This is a genomic window from Glaesserella sp. (genome assembly GCF_041814905.1).
In the GTDB taxonomy this organism is placed as follows: Bacteria; Pseudomonadota; Gammaproteobacteria; order Enterobacterales; family Pasteurellaceae; genus Glaesserella.
Map to the genome: position 1 here is coordinate 1 of NZ_JBGXYA010000072.1, position 16299 is coordinate 16299.

The 16299-nt window shown below is 40.3% G+C and carries 16 protein-coding genes and 1 pseudogene; 9 read left to right on the forward strand and 8 right to left on the reverse strand.

Translation table 11 applies throughout. The annotated features are described in order from the left end of the window. Positions 1 to 788 (reverse strand): methionine ABC transporter ATP-binding protein (locus ACEYJ7_RS09955; RefSeq protein WP_373778947.1); only part of this gene is annotated, 788 nt, incomplete at its 3' end. Positions 789 to 1220: 432 nt separating this feature from the next. Here ACEYJ7_RS09955 and ACEYJ7_RS09960 point away from each other — a divergent pair. The 3 genes from ACEYJ7_RS09960 to ACEYJ7_RS09970 all read left to right on the forward strand — a co-directional run bounded on the left by ACEYJ7_RS09960 (position 1221) and on the right by ACEYJ7_RS09970 (position 5143). Continuing rightward, positions 1221 to 1976 carry a MipA/OmpV family protein gene (locus ACEYJ7_RS09960; RefSeq protein WP_373778948.1) on the forward strand — a complete coding sequence of 252 codons (756 nt, stop codon included), beginning with the start codon at positions 1221 to 1223 and terminating at the stop codon, positions 1974 to 1976. 75 nt (positions 1977 to 2051) lie between these two features. Then, on the forward strand, positions 2052 to 3191 hold the full coding sequence (locus ACEYJ7_RS09965; RefSeq protein ID WP_373778961.1) for an efflux RND transporter periplasmic adaptor subunit: 1140 nt from the start codon (positions 2052 to 2054) through the stop codon (positions 3189 to 3191). Next, complete coding sequence (locus tag ACEYJ7_RS09970; RefSeq protein WP_373778962.1) at positions 3191 to 5143, forward strand: MacB family efflux pump subunit; 1953 nt, start codon at positions 3191 to 3193, stop codon at positions 5141 to 5143. The genes ACEYJ7_RS09965 and ACEYJ7_RS09970 overlap by 1 nt, the downstream gene beginning before the upstream one ends. A gap of 71 nt (positions 5144 to 5214) precedes the next feature. Here ACEYJ7_RS09970 and trpCF read toward each other — a convergent pair whose 3' ends face one another. Continuing rightward, the gene (gene trpCF, locus ACEYJ7_RS09975; RefSeq protein ID WP_373778949.1) at positions 5215 to 6603 is read right to left on the reverse strand and encodes a bifunctional indole-3-glycerol-phosphate synthase TrpC/phosphoribosylanthranilate isomerase TrpF; all 1389 of its coding nucleotides are present in this window, start codon (positions 6601 to 6603) and stop codon (positions 5215 to 5217) included. A gap of 180 nt (positions 6604 to 6783) precedes the next feature. On the opposite strand from trpCF, the gene ACEYJ7_RS09980 reads away from it, so the two are divergent. Continuing rightward, complete coding sequence (locus tag ACEYJ7_RS09980; RefSeq protein WP_373778950.1) at positions 6784 to 7095, forward strand: YqcC family protein; 312 nt, start codon at positions 6784 to 6786, stop codon at positions 7093 to 7095. Then, on the forward strand, positions 7095 to 7814 hold the full coding sequence (truC, locus tag ACEYJ7_RS09985; protein WP_373778951.1) for a tRNA pseudouridine(65) synthase TruC: 720 nt from the start codon (positions 7095 to 7097) through the stop codon (positions 7812 to 7814). Before ACEYJ7_RS09980 ends, truC begins: the two co-directional genes overlap by 1 nt. A 48-nt stretch (positions 7815 to 7862) precedes the next feature. Here truC and ACEYJ7_RS09990 read toward each other — a convergent pair whose 3' ends face one another. Further along, positions 7863 to 8531 (reverse strand): hypothetical protein, encoded by a 669-nt coding sequence (locus ACEYJ7_RS09990; RefSeq protein WP_373778952.1) that lies wholly within the window; start codon positions 8529 to 8531, stop codon positions 7863 to 7865. Positions 8532 to 8794: 263 nt separating this feature from the next. Between ACEYJ7_RS09990 and ACEYJ7_RS09995 the strand changes: the two genes are divergently transcribed. Together ACEYJ7_RS09995 and ACEYJ7_RS10000 are read left to right on the forward strand one after the other, a co-directional pair. Then, on the forward strand, positions 8795 to 8950 hold the full coding sequence (locus ACEYJ7_RS09995) for a YoaH family protein (protein ID WP_373778953.1): 156 nt from the start codon (positions 8795 to 8797) through the stop codon (positions 8948 to 8950). A 3-nt stretch (positions 8951 to 8953) separates the two neighbouring features. Beyond that, positions 8954 to 9412, forward strand: coding sequence for a hypothetical protein (locus ACEYJ7_RS10000; RefSeq protein ID WP_373778954.1), 459 nt, complete (start codon positions 8954 to 8956; stop codon positions 9410 to 9412). Positions 9413 to 9442: 30 nt separating this feature from the next. Here ACEYJ7_RS10000 and ACEYJ7_RS10005 read toward each other — a convergent pair whose 3' ends face one another. Continuing rightward, entirely contained in the window at positions 9443 to 10276 is an 834-nt protein-coding gene (locus tag ACEYJ7_RS10005; protein WP_373778955.1) for an inorganic triphosphatase, read from the reverse strand. Positions 10277 to 10381: 105 nt separating this feature from the next. Between ACEYJ7_RS10005 and ACEYJ7_RS10010 the strand changes: the two genes are divergently transcribed. Further along, entirely contained in the window at positions 10382 to 11788 is a 1407-nt protein-coding gene (locus ACEYJ7_RS10010) for a YcjX family protein (protein WP_373778956.1), read from the forward strand. 161 nt (positions 11789 to 11949) lie between these two features. On the opposite strand, the gene ACEYJ7_RS10015 is transcribed toward ACEYJ7_RS10010, so the two are convergent. From ACEYJ7_RS10015 to ACEYJ7_RS10030, 4 genes are all read right to left on the reverse strand, one after another. Continuing rightward, complete coding sequence (locus ACEYJ7_RS10015) at positions 11950 to 13068, reverse strand: PIN domain-containing protein (protein ID WP_373778957.1); 1119 nt, start codon at positions 13066 to 13068, stop codon at positions 11950 to 11952. 213 nt (positions 13069 to 13281) lie between these two features. Beyond that, on the reverse strand, positions 13282 to 14586 hold the full coding sequence (gene serS, locus ACEYJ7_RS10020) for a serine--tRNA ligase (RefSeq protein ID WP_373778958.1): 1305 nt from the start codon (positions 14584 to 14586) through the stop codon (positions 13282 to 13284). Between the two features lie 49 nt (positions 14587 to 14635). Continuing rightward, positions 14636 to 15115, reverse strand: coding sequence for an SsrA-binding protein SmpB (gene smpB, locus ACEYJ7_RS10025; RefSeq protein WP_373778959.1), 480 nt, complete (start codon positions 15113 to 15115; stop codon positions 14636 to 14638). A 225-nt stretch (positions 15116 to 15340) separates the two neighbouring features. Then, positions 15341 to 16051 carry a 3-deoxy-D-manno-octulosonic acid kinase gene (locus ACEYJ7_RS10030; protein ID WP_373778960.1) on the reverse strand — a complete coding sequence of 237 codons (711 nt, stop codon included), beginning with the start codon at positions 16049 to 16051 and terminating at the stop codon, positions 15341 to 15343. Positions 16052 to 16192: 141 nt separating this feature from the next. Between ACEYJ7_RS10030 and ACEYJ7_RS10035 the strand changes: the two are divergent. Further along, a pseudogene (locus tag ACEYJ7_RS10035) lies at positions 16193 to 16299 on the forward strand (lipopolysaccharide kinase InaA family protein); the annotation flags it as partial.

Below are 16299 nucleotides of genomic sequence, written 5' to 3' on the forward strand. Positions count from 1 at the left end.
GGTGTCGGCGTCGAAAGTAATTGATCGGTATATTCTTTCGGTAATTCAAAATGGAATGTGGATTGAATAAAACGTTGTGCCAATTCGGTTTTCGGATTAGAAAAAATTTCACTGACCGAGCCGCTTTCAACCAAACGTCCTTTGTCTATTACCGCGACACGATCACAAATCCGTTTTACTACATCCATTTCATGCGTAATCAGCAAAATAGTTAAGCCGAGTCGGGTATTGATTTCTTTGAGTAATTGTAAAATGGATTGTGTCGTTGCCGGATCAAGGGCGCTAGTCGCTTCATCGCATAACAGAACCTGAGGATCATTCGCTAACGCACGGGCAATTGCCACTCGCTGTTTTTGACCGCCGGAAAGGTTGCTCGGGTAGACATTATGTTTGTCCGCCAACCCGACAAGTTCAAGCAATTGATTCACTTTTTGTTGAATTTGTGTTTGTGGCGTATTATTTAATTCAAGCGATAGCGCTACGTTTTCAAAAACGGTACGAGAGGAGAGCAAATTAAAATGCTGGAAAATCATACTGATTTTGCGTCGGGCAAGGTTTAACTCTTTTTCGGAGAGTGCCGTTAAATCTTTGCCGTCGACAATTACTTGTCCCATCGTCGGGCGTTCTAATAAATTCACACAACGGATCAACGTGCTTTTCCCCGCTCCGGACGCACCGATCACACCAAAAATGGTGCCTTTCGGTACTTCAAGATTTACGTTATCCAAGGCGGTAATTCGTTGCCCTTTTACATCAAATTGTTTGCTGATTTGTTTCAGCTTAATCATAACCTTTTGTCCGCATTCTATATTTAAAGAGATTTTGGCATTTTAGACGTCTAGATAGCTATGTCAACAAAAAATGTGAATTTTTTATGAAAAAATAGAATATTTATAAGTATATTAAATTTCTTTTGGTTATTATCTGTCGCAAAGATATTCTGTGTAGTTGCTAAATATTAGTATGATAAAAATGTAAACATATTTATTTTTTCACTCATTATATTGAAAATAATTTTATTATTAAAAATAATTGTAATTGGGTTTTTATTTTAAATTACGGTATTTTCTTTGTTTTTTATTTATTAATTTTATGTTATCAAAATATTATTTTTTACTAACGAAAACGATTGGCATAATAAGGTCAGACCAGTAAGGGGTTGATTTAATAAATTATCGTATTGCAAACTTATTTACAGTTTTTAATAGAAGGAGACAAATATGAAACATAAATTATTCACTTATTGTTTGATCGGTTTTTCCATGATGTCATTCTCTGTTAATAATAATGCATCAGAGATCGGCGTTGGTATTAATGTAGAAAGAAGCTTGTATTATTCTAAGGATAGGATAATGACGTCACCTTTTTTAGAGTTAGATCTCTCTTTAGGTAATTTTTATATGAGAGGAACGGCCGGAATAGGTAAGATCGGCTATGAACAACCGTTAACCGATAATTTCAGTGTAGAGATCTTCGTCACTCCATTTGATGGTTTTCCGATTAAGGCGAAAGATTTATTACCGGAATATCAATCTATTAAGGAACGTAAAACGCAGTTTACCGTAGGGGGAGGTTTTAATTATTATTCGGATAAATGGAATGCCGGCATTTCCTTAGAAGGAAAAGGCGGGAAGCGCGGAGCAAGCGGTAATATGACTTTGATTAAGGCGTTCCCGGTCACTGATCGGTTTGCGATATCGCCATATATCAGTGCTACTTATTATTCCTCTCAATATACAAGATATTATTTTGGGATTAAAAAATCAGAATTAGGCGGTAATATTAAGTCAGTGTATAAACCGAAATCGGCGTATAGTACCAGTATAGGAATTAATACCGACTATGCCGTAACGAAACATTTAAGTATCGGAGTTTCCGTCGGATGGGATAAATATTCTGAACAGATTAAGAAATCACCGATAATAAAGAAAGATTCACAGATTATTTCATCATTTAGCCTGTATTATACTTTTTAAATCGTATTTAAAGAGGAAACAATAATGCTATTGTTTCCTTCTTGAACCTTTGCTAAGGAGGATATTTTGAAAATCATGAAAAGTCTGAAATATATGCTTGTTGTATTGATCTTTGGCGGGTTGTTTTTCTATTTTTTTGTTGAGGAAGAAAAAAATAATGATATTACTTTTCCCGTAGTGAAAGGGCGGGTGCAGAAAAATGTGATTGCCAGTGGTATTTTACAAGCATCGGAACAGGTGGATATCGGTGCGCAGGTTTCAGGACAAATTAAAAGCATTTTGGTTAAAGAAGGGCAATCGGTAAAAAAAGGAGATTTATTGGCTGTTATTGATCCGCGTTTGGCGGAAACGGAATTAAAACTGGCAAAAGCAGAATTGGAAAATACCGAAGCGAATTTACAAGCAAAATATATTCATTTAAAACAGTTACAGTCAGATTGGGTGCGCCACTATAAATTAAATCAAACCAATTCTACGGCGAAAAAAGAGGTAGAAGAGGCTAAAAGCAGATTGGAAATTGCCAAAACGGAAATTCGTATGGCACAAAGTAATTTAACCAGTGCAAAAATCAGAGTGGAAAAAGCCGAAACGGAGCTTGGCTATACGGAAATTCGTTCTCCTCTTGATGCGGTTGTGATTTCAGTGATTGCGCAGAGCGGACAGACATTGGCAACCACTCAGCAGGTTCCGGTCTTAATGAGATTGGCAAATATTGACACCATGAAAGTCAACGCCAAAATTTCGGAAGCGGATGTCGTTCATGTCGCGGCAGGTGCTCCGGTTACTTTTACCTTATTGGGTGAGCCAGCCAAGCCGTTTCATACACATATTGATGCGGTGAAATTGGCGCCGGTACATATTAGCGAACCAAGTGAAAGTTCTTCCGGTGCAATTTATTATCATGCAATGTTTAACGTCCCCAACCCTCAGCATAAATTGCGTATCTCCATGACGGCAGCGGTCACGATTATGTTGGATAAACGTGAAGACGTATTGACTATCCCGCTTTCCGCCTTGGGCAAAATGATTTCGCCGGATACGTATTATGTTACGGTTTTACATAAGAACGGTAAAAAAGAACAAATTGAAGTGAAAACAGGGCTAAAAGACGACGTAAACGTAGAGATCGTTGAAGGATTGGTAGAAGGGGATACCGTCGTGTTGTCGGGCGGTTCCGTTCCGTTTAATGAAGAGCAATACAATATCACATTATGATGAAACAGGCGTTAATTGAATTAAAAAATGTGGAGCGGTATTACCGCAACGGATCGACAGAAACGAGGGTATTGAAATCCGTTAATCTGAAAATTTATGCGGGAGAAATGATTGCGATCGTCGGCGCATCCGGTTCAGGTAAATCCACATTAATGAATATTCTCGGGGCATTAGATCAAGCCGATCAGGGAGAATATTGGTTCAGAGGGCGTAATATCGCCACATTATCTTCAAACGAATTGGCCGAATTACGTTGCCATCATTTTGGATTTGTCTTTCAACGTTATCACTTATTGCCGCATTTAAATGCCGTCGGAAATGTCGAGATGCCGGCCGTCTATTCTATGACAGATAAAACTGAAAGAACGGCACGAGCGCAAGCTCTTTTATGTCGATTAGGATTGGAAAAACAGTTGAAGAATAAGCCTTCACAGCTTTCCGGCGGACAACAGCAGCGTGTCAGTATTGCTCGCGCATTAATGAACGGCGGTGAAATTATTTTAGCCGATGAACCGACCGGTGCGTTAGACAGCCATAGTAGTCAAGAAGTATTAGCGGTATTGAAAGAGCTGAACCGCCAAGGGCATACGGTGATTTTAATTACCCACGATATGCATATAGCCCGAAATGCCGACAGGATTATCCATATTAAAGATGGTGAAATCACGGAAGACAGCGGTGTGAATCTTCAGCAGGTTTTTGATGTAGAGAATAACGTGCGGCATAAAAACGCCAAGGTTTCGTACAATTGGTTATCGGCATTACATCGTTATAACGAATCGGTCGTCATGGCATTCAGCATGATGAAAGCACATAAAATCAGAACCTTTTTGACAATGCTGGGGATTATTATCGGTATTGCCGCCGTCGTTTGTGTCATTGCCTTAGGCGAAGGTGCAAAAAATAAAGTACTGAATGAATATAGCACGTTAGGCAGTAACGTGATTGATATTTTCCCCGGTAAAGGGTGGGGAGATTCGGATGCCCATAAAATCCAAACACTTAACGGTAGTGATCTGAATTTGCTCCGTCATCAACCGTATTTAACCGGAGCAACACCGAATTTAGCTTTAGAATTGCCCGTTCGATTTTTGAACAAAACGGTGAACGGTACAATAAACGGTGTGAGCAAAGATTTCTTTACGTTAAAAAATTATCAGTTACTCAGCGGACGTTTATTTAATCAACAGGATATAGACACCAATCGAGCCGTCGGCATTATTGATAAAAAATCTCAAGCGGTGATTTTCGGGAGTGAAAAAACAAAAGATAAAACAATCTTTATCGGTGATGTGCCGATTTCTATCATCGGTGTCGTGGAATCGTCTTCACTATTTAGTGAAGGTCAGCGGGCAACGGTTTGGTTACCGTACAGCACGTTCACCAGCCGTTTGCACAATCAATCCTACTTTCAACAAATTACGGTACAGCTGGCGAAAGACATTTCTCCGGTTGCGGCGGAAAGTGCCATTGTTGACCTATTAACCGCGAAGCACGGCGGTAAAGATTTTTTCACGTTCAGTAGTAGTAAATTTCTAGAATCCTTAAATCGAACGACGCAGGCTTTAACGCTCATGATATCTTCGATTGCGTTTATTTCATTGTTGGTCGGCGGCATCGGCGTGATGAATATTATGTTGGTATCGGTAATAGAAAGAACTAAAGAAATCGGTATTCGTATTGCAGTTGGTGCGAAAGAAAAAGATATTCTTCACCAATTTCTTATCGAGTCTGCCGCCGTCAGTTTAATCGGCGGTATTATCGGTGTGTTATTGTCGTTGTTGTTCGGTTGGATTTTTTCATTATTGACGGACAGCATTAAAATGCAATTTACCTTTTCATCATTTTTGGTGGCATTTCTTTGCTCGTCCTTTATCGGTATCCTGTTCGGGTATTTCCCCGCAAGGAATGCAACGCGGTTAAAACCGGTCGAAGCGTTATCGCGGGAATAGAAGAATGAATGACGCGAGTCGATTTCCCCGCAGTGTGGTCAGCGGATGACCGCAAGTCATTATTTATCGCTCTAGGCAGAAAGGATGCGGGAAAATAGCGCTTCGATTTTCCCCGCATCTTTCACCCCTTTTGCAGATTCCACGCCCGAATTCAGATCGACACCTAAACAACCTTGTTTTAATGCTTGATCGATATTGTCCAAACCAATTCCGCCCGCCAATAACGCTTTGGTTTTGATTTCATTTGGAATCAAAGACCAATCAAACGCTTCTCCTGAACCGCCTTGTTTACTGTCTAAAACATAACGTTGAACTAACGGATTTTGTTGAAATTGAGTTTGGGCATTCATGGAAATGGCTTTCCAAATTTGAATTTTTCCGTCAAACGCTCCCGCCAGTTCTGCAATGTAGGCTTCATCCTCTGAGCCATGAAGTTGCACAGCAAACAGTTCAAGCTGTTTTGCAATTTTTTCCACAAAACTGACCGCTTGATCTTGGAATACACCGACAAAACGCAACGGTGCTTGTACTACAAGCTCTTGCGCTTGGCGTAATGATAAGGCTCGTGGCGATTTTTCAGCAAAAATTAATCCACCGTATAACGCCCCATTTTGATAAACCGCTTGTACATCTTGCGGACGAGTTAAGCCACAGACTTTATTTTCACCATACATCACCGCACGCACGGCATTATTCAGATCCGGATTGCCCATTAAGCTACTGCCAATTAAAAAGCCGTGAGCAAACGGTTTGATTTGCTGGACTTGCTGATGATTGTAAATGCCCGATTCGCTAATTAAACGGGTCTCTTTCGGAATACGATCCTGATATTTTTGCACCAAATGCACAATGCGATTCATATCAATGGATAGATCATGCAAGTTGCGGTTATTCACACCGATAATCTTCGCTCCTAAGGCTAAAGCCCGTTCAAATTCCGCTTCGTTGCTGGTTTCCGTCAGCACCCCCATACCGAGTGAATGAGCTAACTCACTTAACTCACGATAGGTATCGTCATCAACCACCGAGAGCATTAATAAAATCGCATCTGCTTGATGAAAACGTGCTAAATAGACTTGGTAAGGCGAGATCATAAAATCTTTGCACAGAACGGGCTGTTCGACTTGTTGGCGCACTTGGTTGATATAAGAAAAATCCCCTTGGAAATACTGTTCGTCTGTCAGTACCGAAATCGCCGAAGCATAATGTTTATAGACTTGAGCAATCGCATCCAAATCAAAATCCGCCCGAATCAGCCCTTTTGACGGTGATGCCTTTTTACATTCTAAAATGTAAGCGGGCAGATCATGGGAACCTTTTGCAAGAGTCTGATAAAAACTGCGATCACTTTGGGTTAATTGATGTCGAAATTGAGATAACGGAAAGGTTTGTTCTTTTTGCTCGACCCAACGAGCTTTGTCTTGAACAATCTTCTGAAGGATAGTGGGTTGATTTTGCATATTTTGTCCTTATATTAGCAAGCAATTTTTTGCCGAGTTCTCTTCTGTTTAAAGAGAAACGACGAATGGAGATTGCAAAATGTTGTAAAAATCGGACCGCTTGCATGCCCCCCTTCCGCCTTCGGCACCTTCCCCCGCTTGCGGGGGAAGGGAAATAATGGAAACAATAAAGGACAACCAATGAAAACTCAAGTAAAACAGCATTTAACTGATCTTGAAATCGCTCTACGTGTACATAATCTGTGGGAAGCCACGCCACCGTCTGAAGAAGCCTTAGCCAATGACGAGCCGTTTTGTGTCAGCACGCTGTCTGCGACACAGTGGTTACAATGGATTTTCTTACCGAGAATGCACGCTTTGTTAGATGCTAATGCAGAATTGCCCCGTAATTTTGCGGTGTCGCCTTATTTAGAAGAAGCGTTAAAAGATTTAGATTATCTACACGCACTTCACGCCCCGTTAGTTAAACTAGAAACCTTGTTGAAAAGCTAATGGAACTGGACATTCTCTATCGTAATGATGAACTCATTGCGATTAACAAACCTGCGGGTATGTTGGTGCATCGCAGTTGGTTGGATAAACATGAAACCGTATTTGCTATGCAGACGTTGCGAGATCAAATCGGGCAACACGTTTTCCCGATTCATCGCCTAGATCGCCCGACTTCCGGTGTGTTGCTTTTTGCCCTGAACAGCGATATGGCTCGCACCATGAGCCAGTTGTTTGAACAACATCAGATACAAAAAAGCTATTTGGCTATCGTTCGTGGTTATTTGGAAGGGGAAGGACGAATTGACTATCCCTTGAAAGTGCAACTGGATAAAATTGCCGATAAATTTTCTCAAGAGAAAGAAGCTCAGGATGCGATTACCGATTATAAAGGTTTGGCAACGGTCGAAATGCCTTATCCCGCAGGCAAATTCCAAACGGCACGTTACAGCCTTGTGCAACTGTTTCCGCAAACGGGCAGAAAACATCAGCTTCGCCGTCATATGAAACACCTGTTTCACCCGATTATGGGCGATACCAACTACGGCGATTTACATCAAAACCGTGCGTTAATTGCCAATACGGGTTGTGACAGATTATTTCTCCATTCTCATTCCTTGCAATTTATTCACCCGAAAAATTTGCAAAAAATTGAAATAAACGCACCGCTTGATCAGCAGTGGTTAAGTTTGTTTGAACGGTTTGGGTGGGACTTTAAATAAGAAATAAGGCGTTCAAACTTCTGAACGCCTTATCAAAACATGAATTGGTTAAGGTTTAAATATATCACCGCTATCTAGAGATAGAAACCATATTTGAAACGGTAAAGTCACAATATCAGATGCTAAAGTGATTGGCGTTAGCGCTATGGCAGCAAGCGTAGAGCCAACACCATTTATTTGGTATTTTTCTGTCACTAATTTTACGGGAATGGCTCTTCTTAACTTACCTGACTCTGCAATTTGTATATCCGCTTTTTTGTAGAGTTGTCCTTGTAATGGGTATTGATGAACATATTGAGTGTTTTTTTGGCATTCAGGACAATAAGATTTAAAGCCTAATTGTTTTAATTTGGTAATTTCAGCCTGAGTATCTGCGGTAGTGTATGATATACCTGCGTTGGTTTTCCAGTTTTTTGCCTCTTTATCTAATTCGACTTGTAACCCATAGGTATTAAAAGTTTCCGGTAATTTTGCATCAATCAATGCTTTGATTTGCTTAGAGCTTTCTACGTCTGCAATAAACCAATATTTTTCGCCTATCATTACAAGCTGTTGGGTTGATTTTACCATGCCAAATGCAGTGAGATTATCTTCATCCACTTCGACCTTTTGGTTACCTGAAGATATGGGTTCGCGGTCCTCCCAATTAAGTAACGTAAAACAACCGGATAACAGCATGGTACTTAAACTTAAAAAGAGGATTTTGAGTAGTTTCATATACGACCTTAAATTGACTTGTTAAAAACAATAAGTAGTCAGCATAATGCAATCGGATTATTTGCGTCAATGAGAAATGATATCAATCAATAATCACCTTCAATATAGGCTTCAGACTATGATAGACTGCCACACTTTTTCTATATGTGAATTAATGTGATCCCTAATTTGTAAAATATCATCGTAAACTGACCGCTTGATCGGCAGTAACGCCTTTTTTACATTATTTCACGGGGATTTTATTAGACTTAACGAGGTTCAAAATGGATAATGCGCTTCTGAGTTTAACTCATGAACAGCAACAACAAGCCGTCGAGCAAATTCAACAATTGATGAGCCAAGGCGTAAGTAGCGGTGAAGCAATTGCAATCGTAGCGCAAAGGCTACGTGAAGGATATAAACAAGAAAAAAAGGAATAAATGATGAAAAAATCATTCGTAGTGTTGGTCGGTTTATTGTCAGCGGTAGCGTTGGCAAATACCGCCGGCGGGGAACAGCAGGGAAATCAACCGATGTTAAATTTGGCGGTGTACGATACCAGTACTCAGGTTGCGAAACCGCTTGGAACTCAATATTCAGTGAGTACAAAAGGCAGACAACTCTGTTGGGTAGCATTTAATATGCCGTTTAGTGCGAATAACAAGGTGATTGAAATTTTTCAATCTCCGGACAAAGCGACATTCAGTGATACCGTCGGCTTGGTTGTCTCTTCGGAAGATAAGTTGTGGCATAAAGTCAGTTCATCATTATCAAGCCAAAATAATGAATTTATTCAGAGATGCTGGGCATTTGATAAAAATGATCCGTTAGGCAAATATACTTTGGATATTCAAATCAACAATGTTCGTTTTGCTTCTCAAGAGTTTGAATTAGTGGAATAAACAAAAAGGTGCGGAAAGCACCTTTTTGTTTTATTGCGGATAAAACCGTTTGATCAGGTTGATATTTTTGCTCAGATATTCATCGCTATAAAAATAATCGATGCTTGCCGGAAGCGGGCGATCTAATATGCGGTATAGTTCGAGGTGGTTGGTAAGACGAATAAAATCCGCCAGCTGCTGTTCGACGCGATATTGTTCTTTCTCCGAGAGTGTGTGAAGGTTACAAGCGGTCAGTTTTTCGATTTCTTTTGCAATTTTTTCCGGATGACCGACAAAGTAACCGCGTTGCGCTTTACTTAAACCGCTTAACCACATACCGTCGGTTTTCGGCATCAGCTCTAATAATGTGATTAAATCGATCAGGCTGCCTTGCTTTAATTCGAATTCAAGTTCGCAGATCTCTTCTTGCCCCTGAGTGTTGCGGATCATGCCGCGATCGAATGCAATGTCGATTTGTGAGCTTTGAAAGCCAATCAGCCATTGTATACGGGTGAAATCCGTACTGAACGTGGGTTGCAGGCTTTGTTGTAGCTGATTTACGTCATCAAAAGGCAAATTAAACGTGGCAGCTAAACGGCGGAAATCAGGGTAAGCATCGGGTAAGTCCAAATTATACTCAGGGCGGATATGTAGCCCGCCGATAATTTCACCTTGAGTTTTTAAAGTCAGCTCGAAGCGCTCTTGTTTGTTGCGAACCCGCAATCCCATATGTTGACGAGCGAAGTATTGATCGGGTGAATCATAGTAAGTATTTTTCAGCGTATTCTTGCTCTGTTTTAATATCGGTAGCTGATTTAACCAATCCGTTAACCGCGGGATATTATTCGGCGTTAGGATAATTTTTAATTCGATCTCTTGTTCCATAAGCTCCTCTAGGATTTAAAACGGTATTCTGCTATATTTTAGACATCAATTTTCAGTATTCGGAACCCTGAAATCATACCGATTTTCCATTAAGTGTGTAAATAAATGTTTAATCAAATTCAAAAACAGCTGTATAAATTTGTTCAACGCGGTTTAGACAACCACCTGCGTCTTGCGGTCACCGGTTTAAGTCGCAGCGGTAAAACCGCTTTTATCACGAGCTTTGTCGACCAATTGTTACATATCAATACCGGCGACAATGCACACCTCAATTTATTTGCACCTGCCCGTAATAAACAAATAATCTCGGTTAAACGGGTAGAGCAGCACGATTTAACTGTGCCGCGTTTTGAATATGACAAAAACCGCGCTTGTTTTGAAAGTGAGCCACCTTATTGGTGTCCTTCGACGACCGGAATCAGCGAAATTCGGTTGGCAATTCGCTATCAACGTCAAGACAGCTTATTGCGCCACATTAAAGAAACCAGCACCCTTTATTTGGATATTTTCGATTATCCGGGCGAATGGCTGCTGGATTTACCGTTGCTGTCGCAGTCGTTCAAAGAGTGGTCACAAGCCCAGCAATTAGTGCATAAAGGTGATCGTGCGGAACTGGCGCAAACGTGGCTGAAACAGGTGAAACAATTAGATTTAACCGTGAAAGCTAATGAAAATCAGCTTGCCGATTTAAGTGAACAGTACACCGACTATTTATTGAAATGCAAACAAGCGGGAATGCAATATATCCAGCCGGGGCGTTTTGTGTTACCGAACACTGAGCGCGGCGCGCCGGTTTATCAATTTTTTCCGCTGTTGGATTTAAGCGAATCCGATTGGGAACGCTTGGAAAAAAGCCCGAACCACAGTATTTTTCACACGTTGAAAAAACGATATAGCTATTATCAACAGAAAATCGTTAAACCGTTTTATGAAGATTATTTTTCTCAATTCGATCGCCAAGTAATCTTGGCAGATTGCTTAACTCCGCTGAATCACAGTCAACAAGCCTTTATTGAGATGAAAATCGGTTTGCAGCAACTGTTTAAACATTTTCATTACGGCAACCGTTCGTTGTTCAGCCGCCTGTTTTCGTCAAATATTGATAAATTATTGTTTATCGCCACCAAAGCAGACCATATTACCAGCGAACAACTGCCGAATCTGGAAAGCCTCATGCGTCAGTTGGTGCAAGAAGGCGGGCGCCACGCCGAATTCGAGGGGATCGAAACCGGTTATCAGGCGATTTCCGCCATTCGTGCAACCGAGCCAGTTGTCGCCACCCAAAACGGGCAAAGTTTTAAAGCTATTCGCGGTGTACGCTCTTCAGATAAAAAATTGGTTACCCTTTACCCCGGTAGCGTCCCGAGCCGCTTACCTGATACAAGCTATTGGCAGAGCAATAAATTTGAATTCGACCAATTCGAACCGAAAAAAATTGACTTCGACCAACCTATTCCACATTTGAGAATGGATGCAGTATTACAGTTTATTTTGGCGGATGCGGTGAGTTAAACACCAAATTTTGCTGTGGTGTGATTACAGCTTTCTCGGATGTTGGCACAGGATAATTTTGAGCAACAAGCGGTCCGTTTCACGGAAAATTTTGCAAATTATTCGTTAAAACGGACCGCTTGTATCATAAAAAATGCGACCGTTCGGTCGCATTTTTGTGGTTATAACGAATAGCTCACTTTTCCGGATGTATTGATGTTTATTTTTTTATGCTGAATAAGTAACTGAATCATCTTTTCTGCATTATCTATTTTTAAATGTGATCGGATTGCATTCGATAATTTATCTTGATTACTTGGTTTATTTTTCCATTTATTTATGAAACCAAGTAGTTTAGTTAACTTTTCACTATTTTCTTTAGATAAGGGCGGTGTTTTTTCTTCTTTGCCAAACGGAGCATATTCTATTTTTGAACCGTTTTCCCTTAAAATATTATTTTGCTTGAATGTCTGAATAATCGATTTTATTTTTTCATCATCCAATTCAACATAATATCCTCTGGCACCACTGGTGATTACATTATTCAATGCCGTTAATGTTTTTGCTTTAGACATTATTACACGCGCTTTAATTTGAGATTGAAATTCATCGCGAGTGATGAATTTATAATTGCCGTTTTTCGATAATTCCTTTACTAACCCCTTCGCCGATAATTTTCGAATAATATTTACTACCGTACGTTCTACAACAGGTTGGCTGAATTCGGCAAGCTCATCTTTTAAAATATGCCGAGTGATAAAATCATTGAAATGCAGCTTATCAACTTCCTCGCTTTTTTCAAAAAAGACTATCCATGTTCCGACTTTATTAGTAAACGTTAACAGTGTATTTTCATTCGGATCTTCTGCTAATAATTGAGGCGCAGATTTAGCTTCAGAGGCGCTTAATAATGGCGGATTTTCTGTCTCTAACCTATTATTCTCCGATAATTGCTCTAATCTTACAATGCTATGACAATATTGATTATCTGTGATGTGTTCAATGACAACATCAAAATCGCCATCCCTCGATAAAATACAAATTTCCGCTTCTTTATCCTGTTCGGTAATTTTCCCCAAATAATATGTTAAATAAAAATCCAGTGCGTTTTTTCCGGTTTTTGCAATTCGTATAAAATGTACATTTTTACCGAAACGACATAGTGTTTCACAGAATTCTACCGGTAATGTTTTTTGTTGAAGTTTACCGAGAAATAGCCAAATAGAACAATTTTCGTCTAACGCATGAAAGTGGGATGGTTTAGGCTGGATATTTTCGAAGTCAATTAAAATATGTTTCATCTGTTATTCTCTTTTTTATTTATTATATATTCAGTGTGTGATGAATTAAAAACCGAATATACTTATTGTTAAATCATTAATATTTACCAATGATTTAATCTGTCTCCCCAAAAATAACACCCTAATTAGCGATAAAATGATCTCTATTTAGGGTGCTGTTTCAATATTATCATCCTTAGATTGTAAAATATTTGTCTGAAGTGACCGCTTGTATTATTTAATCACCTCAACTCCACCCATATACGGTTTCAATACTTCAGGTACCGTAATTGAACCGTCTGCATTTTGGTAGTTTTCAAGCACGGCAACAAGCGTACGTCCAACGGCTAAGCCTGAACCATTTAGGGTATGAACTAAGCGAGTTTTCTTATCCCCTTTCGCTTTGCAACGTGCTTGCATACGGCGAGCTTGGAAATCCCACATATTTGAGCAAGATGAAATTTCACGGTAGGTGTTTTGTGCCGGTAGCCACACTTCTAAATCGTAGGTTTTGCTGGAACCAAAGCCCATATCGCCAGAGCAAAGTAACATTTTGCGATATGGAAGATTGAGCAACTGCAACACTTTTTCTGCATGCCCTGTTAATTCTTCAAGGGCTTCCATTGATTTTTCAGGGGCGACGATTTGTACCATTTCCACTTTGTCAAATTGGTGCATACGGATTAAACCGCGTGTATCACGACCGTAAGAACCTGCTTCTGAGCGGAAACAAGGCGTGTGAGCGGTGAATTTTAATGGTAGGCTTTCTTCCTCTAAAATTTCATCACGCACAAGATTAGTGACTGGCACTTCAGCCGTTGGGATTAAAGCGTACGGTTTTTGTACCGCATTTGGATCTTGCCCTTCAAGCGGTTGAGTATGGAACAAATCTTCGCCGAATTTTGGTAATTGCCCTGTACCGTAGAGGGTGTCGTGGTTGACAAGATAAGGGACGTAAGTTTCCACATAACCGTGTTGTTCCGTGTGTAAATCTAACATAAATTGAGATAAGGCACGGTGTAAACGTGCAATACCACTTTTCATCACCACAAAACGACTACCGGTTAATTTAACACCGGCAGGGAAATCCAAACCGCCTAAGCCTTCGCCTAAGCTCACGTGATCTTTGATTTCAAAGTCAAATTGACGTGGTGTTCCCCAACGAGAAACTTCAAGGTTTTCGCTATCATCTTTACCCACAGGCACTTCATCAGCAGGTAAATTCGGAATGGTTAATAATAAATCACGGATTTCCGCTTGGACTTTATCTAATTCCACTTTTGCCGAATCCAATTCCGTTCCCATTGAATCCATTTCTGCCAGTAATGCAGTAATATCTTCGCCGCGCGCTTTTGCCATACCGATGTTTTTAGAACGGACATTGCGTTCCGCTTGAAGATTTTCCGCTTTGACTTGCAATGCTTTGCGTTGTTCTTCAAGGTTGGTAACACGAGCAACATCAAGGTTGAAGTTACGTTTGAGTTTTAAAATTTGTGCGACTTCATCAAGATTAGTACGCAGAAGGTTTTGGTCGATCATGTTGAATCCTTAATTTTTTTGCAAATTTTTTGTTATTGATGACCGCTTGTTAGCCACGCTGCGCATTTTTCATAATGCGCTGTTTCGCCACTTGCCATTCGCGGTCTTTAATGTCTTCACGTTTATCGTGCAGTTTTTTCCCTTTTGCCAAGCCGATTTTGATTTTCGCCCAGGCATTTTTCCAATAAAGAGAGAGGGCAACGACGGTAAATCCGTCACGACTGACTTTGCCGTACAGGGAATCCAATTCACGACGGTTTAATAATAATTTACGGGTTCGAGTCGGGTCGGAAACAATGTGGGTAGACGCCATATTTAACGGTGTAATCATTGCACCGAACAAGTAAGCCTGACCGTCACGGAAAATCACATAACTATCCCCGATATTCGCTTTACCTGCACGTAGTGCTTTCACTTCCCAACCTTGCAACTCAAGCCCAGCTTCAATTTCATCTTCAATAAAATATTCGTGACGCGCACGTTTATTTAAGGCGATGGTATTTGATGCCACTTTGGGTTTTTTTGCCATAGTTTTGAATTTGTGAGAAAAAAATTGCAAAGATTGTACCTTAATTTCATCAAGGTTTGAATTTAAAAGCGCGGAGATTTGGTGAAGAATTTGTAAAATTGTTTCCAAATAACACCGCTTGCAGAGGATTTATGATAAGTCGTTGGTGTGCCACATGCTTCGGAATTCAAATAGCTATTTGGATTTCGACTTATTCCGGCTAATTTTGACTGCAAGCGGTCGTTTTTACGGATTATTTTGCAAATAACCTTGCATTAATTCTGCCCAATTTTGTTCGGTAAAATGAATACCGAGTCGCCCCTTTTCTTTATGGAATGAGCGCAACAGTCGGTCTAAATTCGCCTGCTTCCAGCCGTCGCCTTGCTGAATTCGGCATTTATCAAAATCGATTAACCAAAATTTGCCTTGTTGATCGAGCAAGATATTGTGAATGTTGAGATCGGAATGATGAACGTGATGATCGTGTAACTGCCGAATGAGGGCGCCGATTTGTTGATATTGCTCGCCGGTTAGGGATTGTGTTTGTAAGTATTGGCTGAGATCTTGCGTCTCGTCAATTTTTTCCAACAAAATATCCGCTTGATAAACGCAACATTGCCGTGTGATTTTCACTGCAATCGGGCGGGGAACGGGCAAATTCCAACGGTGCAGTTGTTGTAATAAGGCAAACTCTTTCATTGCACGGGTATTTTCATTACCGTTAAACCAATAGCGGTCTTTGACGAATTTTCCGAACAATCCGCCACGATAATAATGACGCAATACACTGTTTACGCTGAGTTCCGCTTGGGTATTGAGAAACCATGTGGTTCCTCTGCCTTTTGCGCAGCCCAACAAGCGGTCGGATTCATCGAATGTTTTGCAATCCAGCAGGTTTTTTATGAAAGATTGCTGCTCGCCGGTGACAATATCATCATTAAAGTGGTAATAATTCATGCTATTTTTCTGTTTGATTGTAAACGAAACGATTTTACACGATTTTGGCTTGGTTCGTTGTATTTTTAGGGTAATTTGATAGAATCTTTCGCCTAAAATTTTAAAGGAACCCCCATGAGTAATATTTCCCCGGAAGCCCGAAGCGTAAACAGTGTATTGCGTCATTATTATCGTGGCGGATTGTTCGGAAAATTCGTCAAAGACCGCTATTGGTTTAACGGTAATGAAAATACCCGTGCAATGAAAGA